This is a genomic window from Streptomyces sp. NPDC058758 (genome assembly GCF_042746075.1).
Lineage (GTDB): Bacteria > Actinomycetota > Actinomycetes > Streptomycetales > Streptomycetaceae > Streptomyces.
In genome coordinates this window covers 33,756-55,971 of the sequence record NZ_JBHYPS010000010.1, presented here as the reverse complement: position 1 = coordinate 55,971, position 22,216 = coordinate 33,756, and the positions used below count along the sequence as shown (strand labels likewise).

Genomic DNA, 22,216 nt, shown 5'->3' with positions numbered 1-22,216 from the left:
CCGGCGGCCGGGGCCGGGGGCGCGGCCTCAGGACCAGGAGGCGGTCACCAGGGCGCGCTCGGCGGCGTCCAGATGCACCGCCGAGGCCAGCCACGCCCGGGCGTACGCGTCCGGGGAGGCGTCCACCAGCCGCCCGAAGGAGTCCCGCGGTCTGCGGTCCGCCTCGGCGGCCAGACCCTCCGCGAGGTCGGCCGCCCCGGAGAGGCCCGCCCGGCGCAGCGGCACCCCGAGGGCCGCCCGGTCCGCTCCCCGGGCGGCCTCGGCGACGGCGCGCCGCCCGCCCGCCACACCGGTCTCCAGCAGCCGCCGGACCCGCCACAGCGGCCCGTCGGCGAGCGGGTCCGGGCCGGCCGGCCCGAGAGTGCTGTCGGACCCGCCCGCCTCCGGACGCGGGAAGTGATCGCCCTGGAGCCGGTCGTAGCCCAGATCCGCGTGGCCCCGCCACTCCTCCGGCAGCCGCAGCGAGGACACCGCGCCCGGCACCGGCCCCACCGCCAGCGGACGGAGCGTCGCCGCACGGTCTGGGTCGGGGCGGCCCAGGACCCGCAGGACGAGACCGGGGAAGCCGCCGATCCGGCGCAGGTTCTCCCCGTGCGGCAGCTCCGGGTGGGGATGGGCGACGCGCAGCCGCACCAGCGGCCCACCGTCCAGCACGCGGACCAGCACGTGGTCGTCGGCCGCGCCGAGGACCGTCACGTCGCAGCCGACCAGCGCCGGGTCCGCCCCGCCCGCGGCCTCCGCCGCCGCGTCCAGCGCCGACCCCACGGCCTCCCGCACAGGCCGGGCGAAGAGCGACGCCACGGGCTCCTCCGACCAGTCCGCACCGCGTACGGGAGTGGCGCGCACGCCCCGGCCCGCGCCGAGCCGCCCGTCCGCCGAGACCGTCGCCCCCGCGATCAGCAGCCCGCCGCGCGCCAGCCCCGCGTGGTCGAGGACGGCCCCGCCGAGCGCGACCGACGCCGTACCCGCCCCCCTGGCCCGCGAGAGACCGCCCGGCCGCACGTCGGACAGGGTGTGGAAGGCGCCGTCGGGCCCGAGCAGATGGGTCGTCACCCCGCCGTAGCCGGTCGCGGACAGCACCGGCTCCCGGCACAGCCCGACCACCCGCAGGCTCCCGCCCTGCGCGTAGGCGCGGCGCACGGACCCGGCCCCCTCCGGCCCCGCCGTGCCGGACGCGAGCGCCGCGGCCCCGGCGAGCAGGGCGCGGAAGGCGGCCGTCAGATCCGTGAGCCGCTGCCCCCGGCCCTGCTCGCGCGCCGCCCGCAGGCCTCGTACGACCCTGAGCGCGGCGGCCTCGGCCCGGGGCAGTCCCGCCAGCCGCGCCGAGTGCGCGGCGCGCAGCAGCTCGGCCTGGACCACCGTCCCGCCCGCGGTGACGCCCGCGGCGAGGGCCTCCGCGGCGGCCAGCCAGAGGCCCGCCGCCGCGTCGGCCTGGGCGGGCGTCAGCGACGGCCGTCCCTCCTCGGCGGGCGCCGCCGGACGGGACGCCGCCACGGCCGCGGCCCCCGGGGAGGACGCTTCCTCCGCGGGCTCCGGGGCGGGCGGACCGGCCGGGGCCGCGGCGTCCGCGTCCGCGAGCGGCGCCGCGCCGAGGACGGCCGCCCGGTGCAGGCAGCGCGGTGCCAGGAGGCAGCTGCAGACCGCCTGGCCGGGCTCCGTCACGTCGCCCGACGGGCCCGGCCGCAGGGTCACCAGCGTGTCCTCGCCGAACCGCACCTCCACCGAGCCGCCGGCACCCGCCACGGCCTTCCCGGCGCACTCGGCGACGGCCGCGTCGAGCTTCTTGCGCAACCGCGCGGTGAGCTGCTCCACGGCCTCGGCGAGGACCTCGGGGGCGACGGGCGGCAGCGGTTCGGTGCTCATCGGGCTTCTCCACGGAGGCGGTCGCCCACCCAGCGGGCGAGGGCGAGGGGGCTGAGGGCGGCCACCGGCATCCCGGCGGCCACGAGCCGGCGCGCCACCGGCACCGAGTAGCGGGGCGCCCCGGCGTCGTCGAGGGCGGCGCAGCCCAGCAGGTGCGCCCCGGAGGAGGCCAGCGCGCGCACCTCCCCGAGGAGGCCGCCCAGCGGCGCGCCCTCCTCGAAGTCGCTGACCACGACGACGAGGGTGCGGCTGGGCACGGTGACGAGCGTCCGGGCGTGCGCGAGGCCCGCGGCGATGTGGGTGCCGCCGCCGACCCGCACCTCCAGGAGCAGCGAGAGCGGATCCTCGACCCGGTCGGTGAGGTCTACCACCTGCGTGGAGAAGGCCAGGAAGTGCGTGGACAGGGTCGGCACGCCGCCCAGGACCGCCGCCGTGAGGGCGGACCACACGACCGACGCCTCCATCGAGCCGGAGACGTCGACCACCAGGATCAGCCGCCAGTCCGCCTCCTTGCCTGTCCGGGTGCCGAACACCGGACGCTCCGGGACGACCACGACCCGGCCGTCGTCCAGCCGCCGGGTGTGCGCCAGGTTGGCCCGCAGGGTGCGGGCCAGGTCGAGACGCCCACCGGGGCGCCGGGTGGGCCGGGGCGAGCCCAGCCCGGACAGGGCGGGCCGCACCCGGGTGGCCAGCTCCCTGGAGAGCTCGTCGACGAGCCGCTTCACCAGCGGCCGGAGCCGGGCGAGCTGCGCCTCGGGCATGCCGCCGGCCAGGGACAGCACCGAGGACAGCAGCTCCACCGACGGACGGACGGCGGCCGGGTCCAGCTGCGTCAGGACATCGGCCCGGCCCGCGTCGGCGGCGTCGGCGAGGACCTCCTCGCGGACGTCGGCCCCGAACAGGGCCTCCAGCTCCTCCGCCCACTCGCGGGCGGTCGGGAAGGACGCCTCCTGCCCGCCGCCCTGCCCGGACGCGCCGCCGCCGAGCCCGTCGGACCCCTCGCCGCGACCGTGGCCGTACAGCTCGTCCAGCGCGTGGGCGTAGCGGCGCGCCCGGCCGCCCAACAGGTCCTTCTGCCGGCCGAGGAGCAGCCGCCACCGGTCCGCGGCCCCGAGCCCGTGCTCCGGCACGGGCAGCACCGGCTCCGCCGCCGGCCCGGGAGCCGGCGACCCCGGAGCCGGTACGGGAACGGGCTCCGCGCCGGGCAGCGCCAGCGCCTTGAGCGCCGCCAGGCCCGCCGCGTCCGCGGCCGCCCACAGCGCGAGGAGTTCGGGCGGGGCCTCGAGCGAGAGGTCGAGGCGGTCGCCGAGCCGCTCGGTGACCGTGGTCAGGAGCCGCTCGCGCGCGGCGGGGGACAGCGCGTCGAAGCCGCCCCGCAGGGCCGGCAGGCGATCGAGGAACTCCTGGTCGGCCAGGGTGTCGACCCGGTCCAGGAGCGGCCCGAGGGCGTCCGGGGAGACTTCGAGGAGCGGCCCGGCGGCGGTGAGCAGGCCGGCCAGCCGCTTCGCGAGCGCACGGCGCGCGCCGGGGCCCGCGGCGCCGTCGATCCAGCCCGCGGCCCGCTCCCCGAGCCCGGCGGCCGGATCGAGGTCCAGCAGGACGCGGACCGCGAGGGCCGCGCCCTGCACGAGGGGCGAGCCGTCCGCCGCGAGGTCGGCCAGCGCCCGGTCCATCCGCAGGCCCAGCTGCCGCGCCGCCGCCCGGTCGGCCAGCGCGACCAGGGCCGCGGCGTCCGCGGGGGCGTCGCTCCCGGCGAGACCGGGCAGCGACCGGACGGCGGCTTCGAGGAGTTCACCCGTCAGCGCTCCGGCGGCCTCCCGCGCCTCGGGCGTGGTGCCCGGGAAGTGGCCCCGGCGCAGCGCCTCCAGCAGGTCCAGGGCGTCGATGAGTTCGGGCAGGTCCGCCGTCCCGGGCAGGATCGCCGACGCCTCCCGCAGCCGGTCCGCGACCAGCTCGGGGAGGTCGCAGCGGGCGGCGGCGGTGAGCCCCGCCAGCACCTGAGACGGGGTCGGCCCGCCCTCGGCCGCCTCGCGCCGCGCGGTCTCGCCCAGCGTGCCCGCGGCCGCCTGCGCGGCCGTCACCCCGCGGGCCCCGGCCAGGTCGAGCCGCGCGGGCACCGAAGGCGTCCACGTCAGGCGCCACTTGGTGCCCAGGGCCGTACCGTCGCCGGTCGAGGCGACCGCGACCGGCTCGCCGTACGCGGCACCGATGACCAGCAGCCGCTGGAGCAGCACCTCGCGGCGCCCGTCCAGCGGCGAGCGCAGCGGGTCGAGCCGCACCTCGCGCGGCTCGGGGTCGTCCGGGCGGGGCAGCCGCAGCCGGGCCAGCTCCTCCTCCACGGACGGACCGAGGCCGGACCGGGGGGCGTGCGGGGTGAGCCTGCCCCGCGCGGTGCCGACGAACACGGCCTCCAGGGCGCGGGCCAGCGCCCGCCCCCGGCCGAGCGGCTCGCCCTGCCCGAGCACGGTGGTGACCGCCTCCAGCAGCTCACCGCGGCCCGGCGCGGGCAGCCCGCGCAGCGCGGCCAGGTCGCAGGCGAGCCGCAGCGCCTCGGTGGCCTCGCCCGTGCCGGCGGTGTGGCCCGCGCGGCGCAGCTCCCGGCACAGGCCCGTCAGCGCGGCGGCGGCCGCCTCCCGCAACCGGTCCGGCGCGCCGCCCGCCTCCCACACGGCCTGCTGCCAGCGCGGGTCGCGGATGCCCGCCGGATAGCCCGAGCGGGAGTCCAGGAGGTCGAAGGAGTACGGGACGAAGGAGGTGACGGCCGCCCCGGCCGGTGCGCCCGCCGGGGCCGCCGCGCCGGCCGGGGAGGAGGCGCCCGGGCGGTCCGCGAGCGGGTCGCCGCCGTCCTGCTCCGTCCCGCCGGCCCCCGCGAACCCCGCCGCCAGCGCCGGGGCGTGGAACGCGCCGACGACCGCCGCGACCCGCCGCCCGTCCGCCGCCGCCTCCGCGATCACCCGGCGCATCCGGGCCTCGCGGGCCAGGTCGGTGGCGGGCACCGCGGCATCGGCGCGCAGCGCCCAGCCCACGCCGAGCGCCGCCCGGCGCACGGCCTCGGGCGCACAGCCGGGGGCGAGCACCTCGACGGCGCGGTCCCACAGGTCGTCGCCGTCCCGGCCGGTGCCGGCGGCGGTCAGCGCGTCGGCGAAGGAACGCCGCGCCGGCCCCTCCGCCCCGGCACCGCCGTCCGCGCGGCCGGTGCGGTCCGCCGTGGCGGACCAGCCGGGATCGCCGAGGGGAAGGTCGCAGCAGACGACCTCCGCGCCCCGGGCCCGCGCCCACCGCACCGCCGCCAGCTCCGGCGAGAAGTCGGCGAACGGGTAGAAGGAGAGCCGCCCGCCCCCGCCCGTCCCGGCCAGGGCGACCGGCGCGACCGTCTCGGGGTCGGCGAGGTGCTCCAGCCACGGCTGGAAGTCGGCGGGGAGCTCCACGCAGACCACCTCGGCCCGAGCCGCGTCCAGGAGGGCGGGCACCACGGCGGCGAGCGCCGGGCTGTGGTGCCGCACGCCCAGCAGGTACGGCGTGCGCGACGCGGCCAGCGAGTCGACGGCCGCCCGGGGGTCGGGGAGGGTCACCGCAGGCTCCCGCGCAGGTCCCACAGGCGGCGCCACATCGCCGAACCCGTCTCCGCGCGGCGGCGGACCGGCCCGTCCCAGTAGCCGAGGAGACGGGCGTGGTCGGCCGGGTCGTCCTTGCGGACGACGCCCAGGAGGTGGCCCGGGAGCAGGTCGAGGACGTCCCCGCCGGGCAGGTAGGCCGCCGAGAGGCCCAGCGAGGCCGCCACCTGCACCGCCTCTGCGGTGGACATGACGGTGCCCGGCCGCTCCACGTCCCAGCCCTCGGTGGACCGGCCGGAACGCAGGTCGCGGAAGACCGTCACGAGGGCGTCCAGGACGGCGTCGTCGACGCCGAACTCGGCCCCGGCCCGCCGCACCGCCGCGACGGCCTGGCGCCGGATCAGGGTCGCCTCCGCGTCCGCGTCCGCGATCGGTTCCACGGTCTCGAAGTTGAAGCGGCGCTTGAGCGCGGCCGACATCTCGGAGACCCCCCGGTCCCGGAGGTTGGCCGTCGCGATCACCGTGAAGCCGGGCGCGGCGCTCACCACGGCGTCCTCGGTGGCGGTCAGTTCGGGGACGGTGACGCGCCGGTCGGACAGCAGGGACACCAGCGCGTCCTGCACCTCGGGCAGACAGCGGGTGATCTCCTCGACGCGCACCACCCGGCCGGTGCGCATCGCGGACAGCACCGGGGAGTCGACCAGGGCCTGGGGGGTGGGGCCCTGGGCGAGCAGCAGGGCGTAGTTCCACCCGTACCGGAAGGCGTCCTCGGTGGTGCCGGCGGTGCCCTGGACGGTGAGGGCGCTGGTGCCGCAGACCGCCGCGGCGAGCAGTTCGGACAGCATCGACTTGGCGGTGCCCGGTTCGCCGGTCAGGAGCAGCCCGCGCTCGCCGGCCAGGGTGACGACGCAGCGCTCCACGAGGGCCCGCTCGCCGACGAACTTCGGGCTGATCGCCAGCTTCGCGGGCAGGTCCTCGCGCCGCTCGGGCAGGGCCAGTTCGGCGCCGGCGCTGCCGCAGACGAAGGTGACGACGGCACGCGGGGTGAGCGCCCAGCCCGGCGGACGGGGCCCCGGGTCCTGGGCGGCGAGGAAGGCCAGCTCGGCGGCGTACCGCTCCTCGGCGGGCCGGACCTGCCGGGCGGGGGCGGGGTGTTCGGTGACGGTCATGCGCGGTTCCTTCGGGACGGAGGCCGGTGAGGGGCGTGAGCCGGACGGGAGGGAGGGGAGGTGAAGCGGGAGACAGAGTGGGGGAGGGGCAGGGGGAGCGCGGGGCGGGGGAGCGGGGCGGGCCGGGCGCCGACAGCGCGCCCGGCCCGGCGGACAGCGGTCCCCCGGAGGGCGGGGGACCGCTGTCCGCCGCAGCCGCAGCCGCAGCCGCAGCCGCAGCCGCAGCCACGGCCACGGCCGTGCGGCGGGCCGGTCAGCGGCGCCGGCGGGTGCGCTTCACCTTCAGCTCCTCGAAGCGCGGCAGGTCGCCGTCGGCGATCCGCCGCCACGCCCGGGCGTACAGCTCGGCGACCGGCTCGGCCGGCACCAGCGCCCCGAGGAGGGGGCGGCCGCCCGCCGGCACGCCGAACAGCGACAGCTTCCACTGCTCGACGGGGAGCAGGGGCGCCGACTGGTCCACCCAGGCGCCCGGCAGGAACAGCGAGCGTCCCGCCCGGGCCCGGACGGCGGACACCACCAGGTCGGTGGCGGCGAGTTCGGCCCGCGCCGCCTTCAGCCGCGCCGGCTTCCACCCCGTCCACCGGGCCGTGTTCCGGTCGGTCGGATCGGGCAGCGCCAGCAGCATCAGGTACAGCGTCGCGGCGTCGGCCCCCAGGCCGTGCGCCCCGGCGGCCTCCGCCACGAGCGCGGGCACCGAGCGCGACGGGTCCTGCGGCCACCACGTGCCGTCCTCGGCCGTCCCGCCCGCCGCGGGAGCGCCCGGATCGGCGAGGAGCCGCGCGAACGCCGGGTCGTGGCAGCGGCGCAGGGCCGCCTCGACCGCCGTCGGCTCCTGGTCCGGCCCGCGCAGCGCGACCAGGTACGGGTCCGAGCCGGTCGAGTCCAGCAGCGACGTCCGCAGCGCCGGCAGCGGCTGCCCGTCGTGCGTGGCCATCAGCACCGCCCCGTACCGCTCGTGGTCCGGTGCCGTCTCGGTCGGGGCACCCGCCACCTTCCGGAACTCCGCCAGGCTCGTGAAGTGCCCGACCGCGACGAGCAGGTCCGGCGAGGCCAGCCGCTGCCGCACGGCCGTCAGCGCGCCCGGCAGCGCCGCCCGCAGCGGATCGCCCGCCGGGAGCCGGTGCGCCATCCACGTCATCAGGCCCACCGCACCCGTCAGCACGGAGGCGTTGAACGGAGCGTCGGCCGGCGCCACCGGCTCCGGCCGGTCGTTCTGGATCCGCCACGCCACGTCCGTGCCCAGCTCGGGGGAGGCCGCCGGATCCAGCAGCGCGGTCAGCGCCCGGGGCGCGGGCCAGCCGCAGCGCACCGCCCGCGCGGCCTCGGCCGTCAGCCAGTCGGGCACCTGGGCCCGGCGGCCGACGCGCGCGTTCCACACCTCGGCCGCTGCCGCCGCGTCCGGCCCGGCGGTCCACAGCAGCGCCGGGTCGCCGGGCAGCAGCGCCGCCACGACCTCCTGGCGCACCTCCACGGGCAGGGACCGCAGTTCGTCGCGCGCGTGCCCGGCCTCGGCGACCTTCAGGCCCAGAGTCTTGCGCAGCTCCGCGGGCAGGAAGTTGTTCTCGTAACCGTCGATCCCGGGCATGCCGGCCACCACGAGCGCGGCGAGCGCCCGCGAGGCCCCGGTGAGCCGGCCGAACTCCTCGGCCGCCGCCGGCACGTACGGCGCCGCGCCCCGCGCCCGCGCCTCCTCGAGGAACGCGGCCGCCCACCCGGCGCCGCGCACCGGGTCGCCGACGGGAGCGGCGGCGCGCACCGTGTACGGCCCCGGGACGTCGAAGCGTCCGCTCGGGTCGTACAGCAGGGCGCCGAACTCCCGGCCGTCGGGGACGTTGTCGCTGTGCTCGGTGAGGCCGAGGACCGCTCCGCCGCCGAGCGGGACGACGCTGCGGTGCGACAGGTTCCGGTCCTGGCCGTCGGGGGCGGTCAGGTGCGGCTGGGCCAGGTGCAGCAGGACCCGCCGCCAGCGGCCGGCCGATCCGGCCGCCGAGAGGAGGCCGAGGACGTCGGCCGCCCCGAGCATCCCGAGCAGCACGCTCCGGTGCTCCGTGTCCGTCCCGGGCGCGACGGCCCGGTGGGCGAGCGCGGCGGGCCGGTCGAGGAGCTGGGTGAACGGCAGACCGGACCAGGGGATCGACGGCACGTCGAAGTGCAGGCGGCCGGGCACGGCCTCCGCGTCCGTGTCGCCGATCGCGGCGGCCAGCGTCTCCAGGTAGAGGTGGGCGACGTCCGAGGCGGAACCCCGCCGGTAGTAGCCGGAGCCGACGACGCCGTTCAGCGCCCGGGCCAGGACCTCGTCGGCCGGGCCCTCGGCCCGCCGCACGACCGGCTCGGTCGCCGGGTCGAGGCGGGCGGCGACCGCGTCCAGCGCCTTCTGCTGCCGGACGGCGAACGCCATCGTCTGCGCCACGCCGGCGACGAGTTCGGGCGTGGTCAGCTCCGGGAACGCGGTGCACAAGAGGGTCGCGACGTCCTCCCCGGTCTCGACGCCGGCGGCCCCCTTCAGCAGGATGCCGGCGGTCTCCGCGTCGGTGCGGCGCAGCGCCGCCGAACCCTGCGGGTCGCGGGTGCGCAGCGCGTACAGGAAGGCGAGCGGCGGGAGCAGCGACGTCGCGGTGCGGAACAGCTCGCTCCGGCCGCCCTCGCTGGTCGCCGTGACGACGCCGTCCGGATCGGTGAGCGACAGCGTCCGCCACGCCCGGGTCAGCGCGCGGGGGCGGTCGTCGCCGGGGAAGGTCAGCGCCGCGAGCGGCAGCTGGGCGTCCGCCGGGAGGACGACCTCGCGCCCGGCGAGGTCGTCCGCGTACCAGCCGCGGTCCGCCAGCCGCACCACGCGCCAGCCCAGCAGGCCGTCGACGGGCGCGCCCAGGGCGGAGTCCTCCACGGTCGGGGCGGGCCGCAGCCAGGAGGAGAACGCGCCGAGTTCGGCGCCCGGGGCGTGCGGCCGCAGGGCGTCGGCGAGGAAGCCGGGCTGCGAACGCCGCCCGTAGGTGCCCTCGACGGGGTCGTACTCGCGCCAGCCGCTCCCGTCGGTGCCGTCGCCGTTCTCGTACACCCAGTACGACGTCCCGTCGGAGATCACGGGGACCTCCTCCGGGAGCCGGGTGTCCCCGGCGTGCAGCACGCCGCGGCCCGTGGTGCGACCGCCGCCGGGCAGCGGAAGGCTGACCTGGCCGGAACGCAGCGACCAGAGGTTGACGCCGTCGTCGAGGGTGAACGGCCGGTCGGGCGCGGTGTGCCAGTACCCCTGGACCCGGCCGTCGCTGTACACGCTCCAGAACACGAGCAGGGCGCCGTCCACGTAGTGGAAGCCGCGGGACCGGACCGACGACGAGGACGGGATGCGCAGGTCGTGGGTGAGGACGGTGGAGTCGGCGTCGATCACCCGGACCTGGGTGGCGTTGGCCACGATCAGGTACGGCCACGCCTCGACCACGGTCAGCTGGTCCATGCCGGACCGGGCGGGCGACAGCTCCGCCACCGCCCGCTCCCACGCGGGCCAGTGGAACTCCTCCCACAGCCCGCCGCGCAGGGTGCGCGCCAGCGTCTCGCCGAGGTCGACGCCCACCGCGGCGGCCACCTCCTCCCGCGCCAGCGCCAGCACTTCGGACGGCAGCCACGACAGCGTGGACAGGGCGCCCGGCACGGCGGGGAGCCCGGCCGCCACCGACTTCCGGGCGACCTCCCGGGTCCAGCGGGCCAGCAGCACCGCACCGCCCTCCGAGGCGGCCAGCCGGCGCATCACGTCCACGCTGTGACCGGCGCCGTTGAACGAGTCCGCGCCCCGGTCGAAGGCGTGGTGGAACCGCGCGTCGGCGGCGAGCGCGACGAGGTCCCGCGGCCGCTCGGACTGGTACCAGTCCGTCAGGTCCAGCAGGGTGTCGCGCCGGCTGCCGTCGGACGCCGGGGCGGTGACGGGGACGTCCAGCGCGAGCAGCAGGTCCAGCAGGTTGACGTCGTCGACCCCGATCCGCAGCTCGCGGCTCCCCTCGGGGCGGGCCGCGAGGTCGGAGCGGATCCGGCCCGCCGCGCGCTCGACCAGCTCCAGCAGCCGGGTCGGCGTCGGGCGCCGGCCCCAGCCGCGGTGCCGGGCCGCGTGGTACCGCTCCAGCCAGCCCGCGGCGCCGTCGGCGCACCGCTCCTCGGCGGGCAGGCCGCCGTCGACGAGGCCCGCGTCGGCGCCGGACTCCGCGAGGATGTCCAGCCACAGCTCGCTCATGGCGCCGTCGTCCGACGGCGGGGTCAGCGTGAGCAGGGTGCCGCGGACCGCCGGCACGCGCCGGGCGAGCGCGACCAGGGCGGGACGCTGCGCCTTCCACCAGCCCGTCGCCGCCCGCAGGGTGGCCGGCAGCGGCAGCAGCTCGGCGAGGTGGTCCTGCTCGGCCTCCGCGGCGGGCAGCCCCGCCGCGCGGGCCAGCCGCCGCAGCTCCGTGGCGGCCTGCGCGGACGGGGCGAGCCCGCCCGCGGTGCGGCGCACGCACAGGCGGCGGAACCGCTCGTACGCCTCCGCCGGCGCGAGGCGCGCCGACAGCTCCTTGCCGTAGCCGGACAGCACCTTCACGGGCAGCGCGCCGGCCAGCGCGAACTCCAGGAACACGGCGTCGAGCCGGTCCTCGTCGACGCTCAGCCCGTGCTGCGCCTCGCTGGTGCGGGCGCGGCCGAACAACTGCCCCGCGTACGTGGTGTTCTCCACCGCGAGGAAGATCCGTGCGGCCTGCTCGTAGAAGACGGGGAGGAAGTGCGGGACGGAGGCGGCGAGCCGTCCGGAGAGTTCGAGGCAGGCGTCGAGCGCCGCCTTCGGCTTGGTCTTCGCCTGCCGGGCGATCCGGTCCAGCTCGGGCACGACGGCCAGCGCGTGGTGGCCGTCCTCCGGGTGGTGCACGAGCACCCACTCGGGAAAGCCGAGCTCCTGGCGCCGGCCCAGCCCCACCACCACCGGCTCCGCGGCGGGTTCGAGGCCGAGGAAGCCCGCGGCCAGGTCCTCCGCGGCGCCGAGTTCGGCGGCGGTGAGCCGCACCACGACCCGGTCCTCGCCGAGCACCGGATGGCGGTAGGTCCGTGCGGTCAGCTCCACGGCGGAGGGCCCGGCCCCCACCGTGCCGGCCGGGAGCACGGCCCCGGCGTTCAGCAGCTCCGTGTCGACGTTCGTCGCGGTCGTGCCGGTCACGCGTTCCCACCCTCTTCGATCGTGCGGCCGGCGTAGAGCGCGGCGGCCATGCGCATCCCCTCGGACCAGGCGACCGGTCCGACCCCGTCGAGCCGCACCGCGCGGCCCTCCCCGTCGTGCCAGCTGAGCCCGCCGGTCTCCGACTCCCCGTCCCAGTACGGCTCGCCGATCCACACCGACGCCTCGGTGTCGCGGCCCCCGTCCCGGACCTTGCAGGTGGCGTAGCCCCCGGACACCCGGTAGCCGAGACCGGTGGCCCGCGCGGCGAGCCCGAAGCGGGAGGCGAACTTGCCGCCCGCGTAGTCCCGCACCTCCGTGACGTTCGCCGGGTGGGTCTCCGGGCGGACCCAGGTGGCGCGGTGGATCTGCTCCACGCGCTGGGTGATGCCCAGCTCCGCCGCGAACTCCCGCACGTCGTCGAGGTCGGGGAGGAGCACCGGATGCGGCACGGTGACCGTGAGCGGCGCCATCCGCACCGTCTCGCCGTCGAGGTCGACGACCTTGAGGCCGCCGTCCTCGGACACGTCCCTCAGGAAGCCGACCTCCTCCGGGTCGTCCCCGACGACGGCCATGTCCCGCAGCGCGGACCGCCACGCCTCGTCCGGCCAGACCCGGGCGATCAGCGCGGTCGGCACCGGCAGCGAGGACACCATCCAGGCGTCCACCTGCGCCACGCACGCGTCCGCGTGCCGGTCCAGCCACTCGGAGAGCCGTCGCAGCCGGTCCACCCCCGGATCGTCCCGAAGTGCCTTCGGGACGGACTTCAGCTCCCGCCCCCCGGCCCGGCGCGCGATCACGCGCCCGCCCTCGCCGAGGGTGACCTCGTACCCCTCACCCGCATCCAGCCACGCCATCAGCCGCGCCTCTCCACCCGTACGTCATCCGTCCACGCAGCCCGAACCAGGGGCCGATGCGCCCCCGAACCGCGATGTGCGAGCGACATTAGGCGGCGCCACTGACAGCGCGTCCGCCAGCCCCCGTCCCCGCGTCGCCGACCGTCGCACGGAACCGCCGGCCCGCCGGGGGCGGATGCAGCTCCGTACGGCGAAAACCCCGGCGGGACGCCGGGGTTCACGTACAGTCCGGGGAGGGGGAGCCCGGGGCCGTCGGCACGCCCGCCACGGGGACTCCCTCGCGTCGCGTCGGCAGGCGTCTCCACGGGGGTGGGCGAACATGTTGAGGACCGCTCGGTCATGGGCCGAGGGATGGGCCGTGTCCCGTGGGGCGCCCCGGCCGGAGGACGTCCCCTGGGGGCTGCGGATCGAGGTGGGACAACCGTCGCAGAAGGTTCGTCACGTCCTGCTCGGTGCCGACGCCGACACCGCCCGCGGGCTCGTCGGCACGATCACCGAGCCGACCACGTGCGTCAAGGCCTTCCTGCCGCCGGCCGCCATGGAACCCTGGTTCCCGGCCGCGTGGGAGCCCACCGAGCCCTGTTTCCTGATGGCCACCGGTCTGCGTCCGGCGCGCGTGCGCCTGCCGGACGGGTACACCGCCACCGCCGGGACCGCCGACGGCGTGGCCCGGGTGCGCGTCCTGGCCGCCGACGGCGAACTCGCCGCCGGCGGCCAGGCCGGTCTGACGGACACCGCCTGCGTCTTCGACCGGATCGTCACCGAGCCGGCCCACCGGCGCCTCGGCCTCGGGACGGCGGTGATGGCCGCCCTCACCCGGGCCGCCCTCGAAAGGGGCGTCTCCGAGGGCATCCTGGGAGCGACCGTCCAGGGCCGGGCGCTCTACGAGGCGATCGGCTGGAGGACCCTCGCACCGCTGACCGGTTTCACCTACCGGCCCGTCACCTCGTGACCGGCTCCTCCGCGCGCACCGCCGGGGACGAGGGGTCCTTCGGGGACGAGGGCTCCTTCCTCCCGCCCGCCGCGGCGGTGCGCACCGGCCACCACATGCCCCGGCCCAGCAGCGCCGCGGCCGACGGGACCAGCAGGAGCGACAGCACGAAGGCGGACAGGAGGATGCCCAGCGCGGTGGCGAAGCCCAGCTGCCGGGTGGACGGGTCCGCGTTTACCGCGAGGGCGCCGAAGGAGGCCGCGAGGACCACGCCGGCCGTCGCGACGGCCGGCGCCGTGTGCCGCACCGCGCGGGCCACGGCCGCCCGGGCCGGCCCGCCGCGGGCCATCTCCTCCCGCAGGCGGTCGCTGACGAGGATGTTGTAGTCGGTGCCCAGGGCCACCACGAAGAGGAACAGCACCAGCGGCAGGACGAAGTTCACGCCCGGCTCGCCGCCCAGGTGCTGGAAGACCAGCGCGGCGGCCCCGAGCGTCGCCGCGAAGCAGAGCCCGACCGCGAGCATCAGCACCACCGGGGCCGCCAGGCTGCGCAGCAGCACCACCAGGATCAGCGCGATCAGCGCCGCCGCCACCGGGAACACCGTCCGCAGATCGCGGTCCACCGCCGTCGCCACGTCGGCGAACACCGCGGCCGTACCGCCGACGTGCGCGGTCAGCCCGGCCGGCGTCGCCTCCCGGACGGCCTCGCGCACCGGGCCCGCCACCAGGGCGCGCGCCCGCTCGGACTGGCTGTCGACCGTCAGGTACGCGTCCAGCCGGGCGGCCGTGCGGTCGGCGTCGAGCACGGGGGCGGCCACCGAGCCCACCCCGGTCACCTTCGCCAGGGCCCCCCGGAGGGCTCCCAGTTCGGCGGGGTCCAGGGCGCGGCCGTCGTCTGCGGTCACGTACACGGTGGTGGGATCGGACACCCCGGGCGGCAGGGCTCCGGCGATCTCCCGTGCCGTCGCCGCGGCCGCCGTGTCGCGCGGGGCGCCGCCGATGCCGAAGTCCATGCGGACCCCCGCCACGCCGACGGCGAGCGCGCCGAGCAGGGCGGTCGACGCCACGAACACCAGCAGCGGGCGGCGGGCCACCAGCTCGCCCGTCCGTCCGGCCAGCCGGGGCCGGGCGGCCTTCGCCAGGCTCTTCGACGGCCAGAACATCCGCCGGCCGCAGACCGCCAGCAGCGCCGGCATCAGCGTCAGACTCGCCAGCAGCATCACCAGCACCGACACCGCCACCGAGGGCCCGAGCACCCGGAACTGGCCGAAGGTCGCCACGCCCAGCGTCGCGAAGGCCGCCACGATCGTCAGCGCCGCCGAGGTCACCGCCGTGCCGACCCGTCCGGCGACGTCGGCGGCCACCGCGCGGTGGTGCTCCTCCGGGCGCCGCCGCAGCTCCTCGCGGAAGCGGAACAGCAGGAAGAGGAAGTAGTCGATGCCGATGCCGATCAGCACGGTGCCGATCATGCTCGGCGTGCCCGTGTCCAGTTCGAGGCCGGTCAGCAGGGCCGCCCCCACGACCGTCCCGGCGGCGGCGCCGCCCACCACGGACACCGCGAACAGCGGCACGAAGGCGGCCAGGACGCTGCGGAACACCAGCACGTTGACCAGCACGATCAGACCGACCATCAGCAGGCCGACCACGGTCTGCGTGGTCTTCTCCCCGTCGGCGCGCTCCACCACGTCCGCCAGGCCCCCGGTGAAGCCGGTCCGCAGTCCGGCCTCGTCGAACTCCTGCCGGGCGCGGTCCTGGAAGACCCGGTACACGGAATGCATGCCGGGGTCCGTGGAGTTGCCGCGCAGCCGCACGCCGAGCAGGGCGAAGGACCGGTCGGGGGCGGTCGCCGTCAGCGCCACCCGGGGGACCTGGGAGTAGTCCGTGGACAGCCCCCGTATCTGTTCGTCGGTCCAGGGCATCTCCAGGCGCGTGGCGTTCAGCTCGCGCACCACGTCCGCCGCCCGCTTCCTGTCGGAGTCCTCCAACGGTCCGCCGTCGCGGCGGGCCACCAGTACCGTCACCGCGTCGGCGTCGGGCTCCGCGCCGAACTCCTCCCGGGCGACCCGCAGGGCCGCGGCCGCGTCGTACTCCTGGGGCAGGAAGCCGGCGCTGTCGGTGTGCGTCACGCGGAAGACGAGCGCCTGGCCCATGAGCGTCAGGAAGACGCCGACCACCGCCCACACGGCGATGACCCGCCAGGGTCTGCGGGTCGAGAAACCGGTCAGGGCACGGATCACGGAAAGGCCTCCAGGGTGAGTGCGGAAGGGCGCGCCCGGCACCGCGGGGGCCCGGGGCAGCGCTCCGGCCGGGTGGCCCCGGCACGTCTCCAGCACATCAGCGGCATCGGGCCCGCACCTCGGAGCCGGGGACGAGAAAGCTCCTGGGAGCAGGGCCCCGCACCGTCCGCCCTCTGGGAGCACGCTCCTGGTCCCCGCTCCCTCCCGGTCCCGACGCCACGGCTCCGGCGCACCGGCACCATGGGAGACTCGACGGACCGAACCGCACGTCAGCGGGCCGCCACGCGGCCCCGGGACCGGTGCGGCCATGTGCAGGGGTAAAGGGGAGACGGAGATGGGACGGCGGGCGGACGGGACGCGCCCCGGCCGGGCGGTGCACGAGGCGGACCCGTCCGCCGCCGGGACGCCGGACCGCCGGGCCGGGAGCCGGGAGGGCGAGCCGGGGACGGGTAACGGGCAGGGCGGGTCGAGGGTGTGGAGCCGGCAGGACGGGCTCGTCGCCGCCGGCGCCGCGGCCGTCGACCTCGTCGGGTTCACCATCACCAGCCAGATGGACCAGGGGCGGGTGCCGGTGGCCGGGTGCCTGGTCATGGCGGCCGCCTCGCTGCTGCTGCTGGCCCGGCGCCGCGCCCCGCTGACGGTCCTCGCCGGCGTCCTCGCCGTGAACCTGTCGCTCGAATGGGTGAGCCCGGTCGGCCAGCACTACGGTGCCGCGACCGTCGTCGCGCTGTACACCGCCCTGCGCCACCACCGCCCCGCGGTCGGCGCGGCGGCCGTCGCGGGATGCGTCGCGGTGATCCAGTTCGTCCACCCGGTGGCGGTCCCCCCGAGCGCCGTCGAATTCGCCGCCAACCTCACGTCCGCGCTGTTCGTGGCCGGCGCCGCCGCCGCCGTGGGGCGCTGGCAGCGCAACGCCGAGATCCACCGGCAGCTGCTCGCCGAGCGCGCCGTCTCCGACGAACGGCGCCGCATCGCCCGCGAGCTGCACGACATCGTCGCCCACCACCTCACCACGATGCAGCTGCTCGCCGGAGGGGCCCGGGCCAATCTCGACCGGTCCCCGGAGACGGCCCGCGAGGCGCTGGTCACCCTGGAGGGCTCCGGCCGCACCGCCCTGCGCGAGATGCGCCACCTGCTCGACGTGCTGCGGGCCGGCGACGAGGGCGACGAGGGCGAGACGACCTCCCCGCAGCCCGGCGTCGGGGACCTCGACCGCGTCGTCGAGGACAGCCGGCGCGCCGGCCTCCCCACCACCCTCACCACCGACGGCGACCCCGGGAGCCTCCCGCCCGGCGTCGGGCTCACCGTCTTCCGCATCGTCCAGGAGGCCCTCACCAACACCCGCAAGCACGCGGGCCCCGGCGCCCACGCCGACGTGCGGCTCGCCTTCGCCGCCCACGAGGTGCGCGTCGCCGTCACCGACGACGGCCCCCGTCAGGGCCGGCCCGTCGGACGCGGTGCGGGCTACGGGCTCATGGGCATGCGCGAACGCGTCGCCCTGCACGGCGGCAGCCTCCGCGCCGGACCGGAGGGCGAGGGCTTCGCCGTCCGCGCCCGCCTGCCCCTTCCCGCCGACCGTCAGGAGACGCGCGCGTGAACGCCCCCGTGAAGGTCCTCATCGCCGACGACCAGCCCCTCGTCCGCCACGGCCTCGCCCTGATGCTCGCACCCGAACCCGGCTTCCAGGTCGTGGCCGAGGCCCCGGACGGCGCCGAGGCGGTCCGCCTGGCCCATGAGCACCGGCCCGACGTGGTCGTCATGGACATCCGCATGCCGGTCCTCGACGGCATCGCCGCCACCGAACGCCTCACCGCCGAACTGCCCGACTGCCGCGTGCTGGCCCTGAGCACCTTCGACATGGACGAGCACGTGGTCGGCGCCCTGCGGGCGGGGGCGTGCGGCTTCCTCCCCAAGGACATCTCGCCCGAGGACCTCGTCGCCGCCCTGCGCGTGGTCCACGACGGCGAGGCGATCCTCGCCCCCCGGCTCCTGACCCGGCTCATCTCCACGCACGTCACCCGTCCCGACCACCGGACGGCGCCCCCGGCGCCTCCCGGCACCGACGGACTCACCCCGCGCGAACGGGAGGTCTGGCGGCTGATCGCCGGCGGCCTGGACAACACCGAGATCGCCGACCGGCTGGCCGTGAGCCCCTCCACCGTGAAGAACCACATCACCGGCCTCTTCGCCAAACTCCGCGTCCGCGACCGCGCCCAGGCCGTCATCGCCGCCTACGAGTCGGGCCTGGTGACGGCCGGACAGGCGCGCTGAGCCGCCCCGGATCCGGCCGCTCCCGCACGCCGGGCGGGCGGGGCCGCCTCCGCCGGCACGCACGGCCGTCTGCGCGTGCGGGGGAGGCGGGCCGCGGATAACCTCACCGAAGGCCATCGACGTCGTGTGACGTCGTTCCGTGTGGAAAGAGCGAAGGCGGTCGCGGTGTCCCGTAATCGGCGCTTGATCCTGAGCCCGCCGTCGCGCGTGTGGGGCCTCCTCGCGGACGGCCTCCGGTACGGCGAGTGGGTGTCGGGCACGCAGCGGGTCATCGCCGCCGACCCGCAGTGGCCCGAGGTGGGCGCCCGGCTCCGGGTCCGGGTGGGCGTCGGCCCCCTCACCCTCGACGACACCTGCGTCGTCCGCATCTGCGAGCCGCAGCGCCGGCTCGAACTGGAGGCGAAGGCGGACCCCTTCGGTGCGGCCCGCATCGCCATGCACCTGATCCCCTGGGGCGAGAACACCCTCTTCCTCCTCGAATGGCATCCGCTGCGGGGCCCCGGCACCCGGATGCACGGACTGCCCGTCGACTACCTCGTCTCCATCCGGAACGGCATGATGCTGACGAAGCTTGCCCGCATCGCGGTACGCGAGCAGCGGAGCGGCGAGCCGGCCGCCCGCCCGTCGGAGGCCGTCGGCGGCTGAGCCGCCCGGCGGGGCCCGTTCAGAGGTGTGCCTCGACCAGTTCCCGTACCTCGGTGTGGGTCAGCGCCCCCGTGCCGCGCGCCACCGCCTCCCCGTCCTTCAGCAGGACGCAGGACGGGGCTCCGGTGATCCCGTAACGCCTGGTCGCGGCGGGGCAGCGCGTGATGTCGGCCCGTACGGCGGTGAGGCGGCCGGCGTACTCGTCGGCGACGGCGCCCACGACGAGGTCCATGGTCCGGCAGGGCTCGATCGCCTTGGGCCAGGTCCCGACGAAGTAGGCGAGGACCGGCCCTTCGGTCCTTCCGAGGACGAAGTCGAACTCCGCGTCCTCGCGGGGCTGGTGGACCCGCTTCACCATGAGGGCTCCTGTCTCCGTGTGCCGGTGTCTCCCTCCCATCATCGCCCGGGGGAGCGGTGGACGGACGCCGCCCTCGCGGTGGGGACCCCGGGCGCACGGGGCCTCGGACGAGAAGTCCGCCCTACGCGGATAGTCTGCAACAAAACCATCTGCTAATGTCTCTCTTGGCCGCTCCGCCCGATCTCGAAGGACTGATCCCATGAGCCAGAACGCCGCCACCGCCACCACCACCCGGAACGACGGGCCGGCGCCCCGGGCGCTCGCCGACGGTGAACTCTCCCGGCTCCTGGACCGGCAGCGGTTCGGCGTGCTGGCGAGCGTCCGGAGCACCGGCCACCCGCACCTGTCGACCGTCCTCTACCAGTGGGACGCCGAGCAGCGCGTCCTGCGGATCTCCTCCACCGCCGACCGGCTGAAGGTACGTCAGCTGCGCCGCGACCCGCACACCTCGCTGCACGTCAGCGGCCCGGACGTGTGGTCGTTCGCCGTGGCGGAGGGCGAGGCGGAGATCCTGGACCCGGCCGACGGCGCGGCCCCCGGCGAGAAGCCCCTGCCGGACCGGCGGGTGACCATCCTCATCCGGGTCTCCCGCCTGTACGGGACCGCGCTGGACATTCCCTCCCAGGACTGACGCGACCCGGCGCGGCCGGTGGGGGCGCGCCGCCTTCAGGAGGAGGACGGATAGGGGGCGGACTTGAGGCGGCGGGCCAGGTGGGCGGTGTTCGCCGCGAGGGTGCGGGTGGTGCCGGCGGTCGCCTCGGGGGTCTCGTCCAGGTCCTGGAAGTCGGTCCCCTGCATGGCCTCGCCGACCCAGTAGGTGACCGCGTTGGGCGCGAGGGAGAAGCCCACGTCGTTCAGTCCCTGGAAGAGGTCGGCGCTGACCTTGTGGGCGCCGTCCTCGTTCCCGACGACACAGACCGCGGCGACCTTGCCGTACGTGAGCATGCGGCCCTCGTCGTCGGTCTCGGAGAGCTCGGCGTCCAGCCGTTCCAGCACGCGCTGGGCGAGGCTGGAGGGATGGCCGAGCCAGATCGGGGTGGACAGGACCAGGATGTCCGCGTCGAGGACGGCCGCCCGGATCTCCGGCCAGGCGTCGCCGTGGCCCATGTCGGTCTTCACGCCGGGTTTCACGTCGTGGTCGGCGATCCTGATCGTCGTCCCCGTGACCCCGTGCGCGGCGAGGGCGGCCATCGTCTGCTCGGCGAGCAGCTGCGAGCTGGACCGGGCAGGGGAGGGGGAGAGGGTGCAGACCAGGGCGACGGCGCGGAGGGGCGTCGGCTCATGAGTGTCCATGCCGTCCGGCTACCCGGTCCGCGGCACCGTATCCGCCCTTCACCACCGGAACCACGAGCCGCCCGCGCCCGCCGTCCCCCACCCGGCCCGGGTGTCGTGCCGGGCCCGGGTGTCCCGCCCGTCGCGCTCCGCAGCCGCAGCAGCCGTCCCCGTAGCCCGTACCCGCCGCGATCACGGTCTGCGGAGGCCCGGCGGCCCGGCACCCGGTAGCCTGAGCGCCCCCCGCCGTGCCCCGGGCGGTCAGGGGCGGCGCCGGGCCAGGGTCGCGCCCAGGCCCGCGGCCGCGGCGCGCACCGCGTTGGCGTGGGACTCGGGACGGAAGCGCCCCACCGGGCCGGTCACGCTGACCGCGGCGACCGCCGTCAGCCCGTCGGGGGAGAGGACCGGCGCGGCCACACACAGCAGACCCGGCGTCGACTCCTCCCGCTCGTAGGCGACGCCCGTCTCCACCGCCCTGACCAGCTGGCCGTGCAGCAGGCCCGGGGCGATCACCGTGTGCGGGGTGCGGCGTTCCAGCGGGGCGGTCAGCACGGCCGCCCGCTCGTCCTCCCCGGCGTGCGCGAGCAGCACCTTGCCGATCGCCGTGCAGTGCAGCGGCATCCGGCCGCCGGTGCGGGACGGCGCCCTGGCCTGCCGGTGGCCGCCGATCTTGGCGACGTAGACGACCTCGTGGCCCTCGCGCACCCCCAGGTGCACCGTCTCGTGGGTGCGCTCGTACAGGTCCTGGAGGAACGGCATCGCCACCTCCAGCAGGGTCCGCTCGGCCGCCGCCCGCATGCCCAGCTCGAACAGGCCCCCCGAGAGCCGGTACCCGTGGTCCGTCTTGTCCAGCAGCCGGTGGCGCACCAGGTCCCCGGCGACCCGGTGGACGCTGCCCTTCGCCAGACCGGTGCGCCGGACCAGCTCGGCGAGCGGCAGCACGGAATCGGCCGGGCCGAACGCGCGCAGGATCCCCAGTGCCTTGCCCAGGACGGTGTCGCTGTCCTCCATGCGCAAGAGCGTACCGCTGAGTGGAACGCCTTCGTGGAACCCGCCGCTCCCCGTGCTGCACATTGGGCGCCATGCCCCAGAACCACCGCGCTGTCGGCACCGACAGCATCGCCGCAGCCGCCGCCCGGCTCCGCGAGGCCGCCGCCACCGGCACCCCCGCCGCCCCCGTCCGCGACCTGATCGGCCGCGACGACGTCACCGCCGCGTACGCCGTGCAGCGGCTGCTCACCGCCGAGCGGATCAGGGCCGGCGCCACGGTCGTCGGCCGGAAGATCGGCCTGACCTCCGTCGCCGTGCAGCGGCAGCTCGGCGTCGACCAGCCCGACCTCGGCGTCCTCTTCGACGACATGGCGCACGCCGACGGCTCGACCGTGCCCGCCGGTGCCGTCCTCCAGCCCCGCGTCGAGGCCGAGATCGCCTTCGTCCTCGGAGCGGACCTCGCCGAGGGCCCCCTCGACGACGCCCAGGTCCGCGAGGCCGTCGACCACGCCGTGGCCGCGATCGAGATCTGCGGCAGCCGGGTGGCCGGCTGGGACATCAGCCTCGGCGACACGGTCGCCGACAACGCCTCGGCCGGCGCCTACGTCCTCGGCACCCGGCGCGTCCCGCTCACCGCCTTCGACCCCGTCGCCGCCGAGATGACCATGACCATCGACGGCGAGACCGTCTCCACCGGCAACGGCGCCGCCTGCCTGGGAGACCCGGTCAACGCCGTGGTCTGGCTCGCCCGTCAGGCCCGAGACCTGGGCGAACCGCTCCGCGCCGGCCAGGTGATCCTCTCCGGAGCCCTCGGCCCGATGCGTCCCGTGACACCGGGCGCCACCGTCCACGCCACCGTCACCGGCCTCGGCACGGTGTCGCTCACCTTCTCCGCGTAAGGACACG

General features: G+C 77.1%; 15 protein-coding genes. 6 read left to right on the top strand and 9 right to left on the bottom strand.

Annotation, left to right across the window (positions count from 1 at the left end; all coding sequences use genetic code 11):
* Nucleotides 1-27: 27 nt before the first annotated feature.
* The 5 genes from ACFW6A_RS15250 to ACFW6A_RS15230 form a co-directional block, all read right to left on the bottom strand.
* The gene (locus ACFW6A_RS15250; RefSeq protein WP_386483642.1) at nucleotides 28-1,863 is read right to left on the bottom strand and encodes a hypothetical protein; all 1,836 of its coding nucleotides are present in this window, start codon (nucleotides 1,861-1,863) and stop codon (nucleotides 28-30) included.
* Nucleotides 1,860-5,435, bottom strand: coding sequence for a DUF5682 family protein (locus ACFW6A_RS15245; protein WP_351845420.1), 3,576 nt, complete (start codon nucleotides 5,433-5,435; stop codon nucleotides 1,860-1,862). Before ACFW6A_RS15245 ends, ACFW6A_RS15250 begins: the two co-directional genes overlap by 4 nt.
* Complete coding sequence (locus ACFW6A_RS15240) at nucleotides 5,432-6,586, bottom strand: AAA family ATPase (protein WP_351845418.1); 1,155 nt, start codon at nucleotides 6,584-6,586, stop codon at nucleotides 5,432-5,434. Before ACFW6A_RS15240 ends, ACFW6A_RS15245 begins: the two co-directional genes overlap by 4 nt.
* A 253-nt stretch (nucleotides 6,587-6,839) precedes the next feature.
* Entirely contained in the window at nucleotides 6,840-11,753 is a 4,914-nt protein-coding gene (locus ACFW6A_RS15235; RefSeq protein ID WP_386640904.1) for a DNA-binding protein, read from the bottom strand.
* Nucleotides 11,750-12,607: a DUF4132 domain-containing protein gene (locus ACFW6A_RS15230; RefSeq protein WP_386640901.1), complete on the bottom strand. Its 858-nt coding sequence runs from the start codon at nucleotides 12,605-12,607 to the stop codon at nucleotides 11,750-11,752. The genes ACFW6A_RS15235 and ACFW6A_RS15230 overlap by 4 nt, the downstream gene beginning before the upstream one ends.
* A gap of 358 nt (nucleotides 12,608-12,965) precedes the next feature.
* Between ACFW6A_RS15230 and ACFW6A_RS15225 the strand changes: the two genes are divergently transcribed.
* Nucleotides 12,966-13,559 carry a GNAT family N-acetyltransferase gene (locus ACFW6A_RS15225; RefSeq protein WP_386485107.1) on the top strand — a complete coding sequence of 198 codons (594 nt, stop codon included), beginning with the start codon at nucleotides 12,966-12,968 and terminating at the stop codon, nucleotides 13,557-13,559.
* On the opposite strand, the gene ACFW6A_RS15220 is transcribed toward ACFW6A_RS15225, so the two are convergent.
* Nucleotides 13,549-15,774, bottom strand: coding sequence for an MMPL family transporter (locus tag ACFW6A_RS15220; RefSeq protein WP_386640898.1), 2,226 nt, complete (start codon nucleotides 15,772-15,774; stop codon nucleotides 13,549-13,551). The two genes, ACFW6A_RS15225 and ACFW6A_RS15220, sit on opposite strands and share 11 nt — an antisense overlap.
* Nucleotides 15,775-16,108: 334 nt before the next feature.
* Here ACFW6A_RS15220 and ACFW6A_RS15215 point away from each other — a divergent pair, with 334 nt between their 5' ends.
* The 3 genes from ACFW6A_RS15215 to ACFW6A_RS15205 all read left to right on the top strand — a co-directional run bounded on the left by ACFW6A_RS15215 (nucleotide 16,109) and on the right by ACFW6A_RS15205 (nucleotide 18,690).
* Complete coding sequence (locus ACFW6A_RS15215) at nucleotides 16,109-17,371, top strand: sensor histidine kinase (RefSeq protein ID WP_386485105.1); 1,263 nt, start codon at nucleotides 16,109-16,111, stop codon at nucleotides 17,369-17,371.
* Nucleotides 17,368-18,045 carry a response regulator transcription factor gene (locus tag ACFW6A_RS15210; RefSeq protein ID WP_351852011.1) on the top strand — a complete coding sequence of 226 codons (678 nt, stop codon included), beginning with the start codon at nucleotides 17,368-17,370 and terminating at the stop codon, nucleotides 18,043-18,045. Before ACFW6A_RS15215 ends, ACFW6A_RS15210 begins: the two co-directional genes overlap by 4 nt.
* 165 nt (nucleotides 18,046-18,210) lie before the next feature.
* The gene (locus ACFW6A_RS15205) at nucleotides 18,211-18,690 is read left to right on the top strand and encodes an SRPBCC family protein (RefSeq protein ID WP_386485102.1); all 480 of its coding nucleotides are present in this window, start codon (nucleotides 18,211-18,213) and stop codon (nucleotides 18,688-18,690) included.
* Nucleotides 18,691-18,709: 19 nt separating this feature from the next.
* Here the strand turns inward: ACFW6A_RS15205 and ACFW6A_RS15200 are convergent, their stop codons facing one another.
* Complete coding sequence (locus tag ACFW6A_RS15200; protein ID WP_351852006.1) at nucleotides 18,710-19,048, bottom strand: thioredoxin domain-containing protein; 339 nt, start codon at nucleotides 19,046-19,048, stop codon at nucleotides 18,710-18,712.
* 199 nt (nucleotides 19,049-19,247) lie between these two features.
* Between ACFW6A_RS15200 and ACFW6A_RS15195 the strand changes: the two genes are divergently transcribed.
* A complete protein-coding gene (locus ACFW6A_RS15195) occupies nucleotides 19,248-19,679 on the top strand; it encodes a pyridoxamine 5'-phosphate oxidase family protein (protein ID WP_386487244.1) in 432 nt (143 codons plus the stop codon).
* Nucleotides 19,680-19,714: 35 nt separating this feature from the next.
* Here ACFW6A_RS15195 and ACFW6A_RS15190 read toward each other — a convergent pair whose 3' ends face one another.
* Nucleotides 19,715-20,341: a flavodoxin family protein gene (locus ACFW6A_RS15190; protein ID WP_386640893.1), complete on the bottom strand. Its 627-nt coding sequence runs from the start codon at nucleotides 20,339-20,341 to the stop codon at nucleotides 19,715-19,717.
* Nucleotides 20,342-20,581: 240 nt separating this feature from the next.
* Nucleotides 20,582-21,331 (bottom strand): IclR family transcriptional regulator, encoded by a 750-nt coding sequence (locus tag ACFW6A_RS15185; RefSeq protein WP_351851998.1) that lies wholly within the window; start codon nucleotides 21,329-21,331, stop codon nucleotides 20,582-20,584.
* Nucleotides 21,332-21,402: 71 nt separating this feature from the next.
* On the opposite strand from ACFW6A_RS15185, the gene ACFW6A_RS15180 reads away from it, so the two are divergent.
* The gene (locus ACFW6A_RS15180) at nucleotides 21,403-22,209 is read left to right on the top strand and encodes a 2-keto-4-pentenoate hydratase (protein ID WP_386640890.1); all 807 of its coding nucleotides are present in this window, start codon (nucleotides 21,403-21,405) and stop codon (nucleotides 22,207-22,209) included.
* The last annotated feature ends 7 nt before the right edge of the window (nucleotides 22,210-22,216 follow it).

Excerpts from the sequence above, each read along its gene's own strand:
- ACFW6A_RS15250 (WP_386483642.1), bottom strand. The coding sequence starts at position 1,863 with ATGAGCACCGAACCGCTGCCGCCCGTCGCCCCCGAGGTCCTCGCCGAG.
- ACFW6A_RS15240 (WP_351845418.1), bottom strand. The coding sequence starts at position 6,586 with ATGACCGTCACCGAACACCCCGCCCCCGCCCGGCAGGTCCGGCCCGCC.
- ACFW6A_RS15230 (WP_386640901.1), bottom strand. The coding sequence starts at position 12,607 with ATGGCGTGGCTGGATGCGGGTGAGGGGTACGAGGTCACCCTCGGCGAG.
- ACFW6A_RS15215 (WP_386485105.1), top strand. The coding sequence starts at position 16,109 with ATGGGACGGCGGGCGGACGGGACGCGCCCCGGCCGGGCGGTGCACGAG.
- ACFW6A_RS15200 (WP_351852006.1), bottom strand. The coding sequence starts at position 19,048 with ATGGTGAAGCGGGTCCACCAGCCCCGCGAGGACGCGGAGTTCGACTTC.
- ACFW6A_RS15195 (WP_386487244.1), top strand. The coding sequence starts at position 19,248 with ATGAGCCAGAACGCCGCCACCGCCACCACCACCCGGAACGACGGGCCG.
- ACFW6A_RS15190 (WP_386640893.1), bottom strand. The coding sequence starts at position 20,341 with ATGGACACTCATGAGCCGACGCCCCTCCGCGCCGTCGCCCTGGTCTGC.
- ACFW6A_RS15185 (WP_351851998.1), bottom strand. The coding sequence starts at position 21,331 with ATGGAGGACAGCGACACCGTCCTGGGCAAGGCACTGGGGATCCTGCGC.
- ACFW6A_RS15180 (WP_386640890.1), top strand. The coding sequence starts at position 21,403 with ATGCCCCAGAACCACCGCGCTGTCGGCACCGACAGCATCGCCGCAGCC.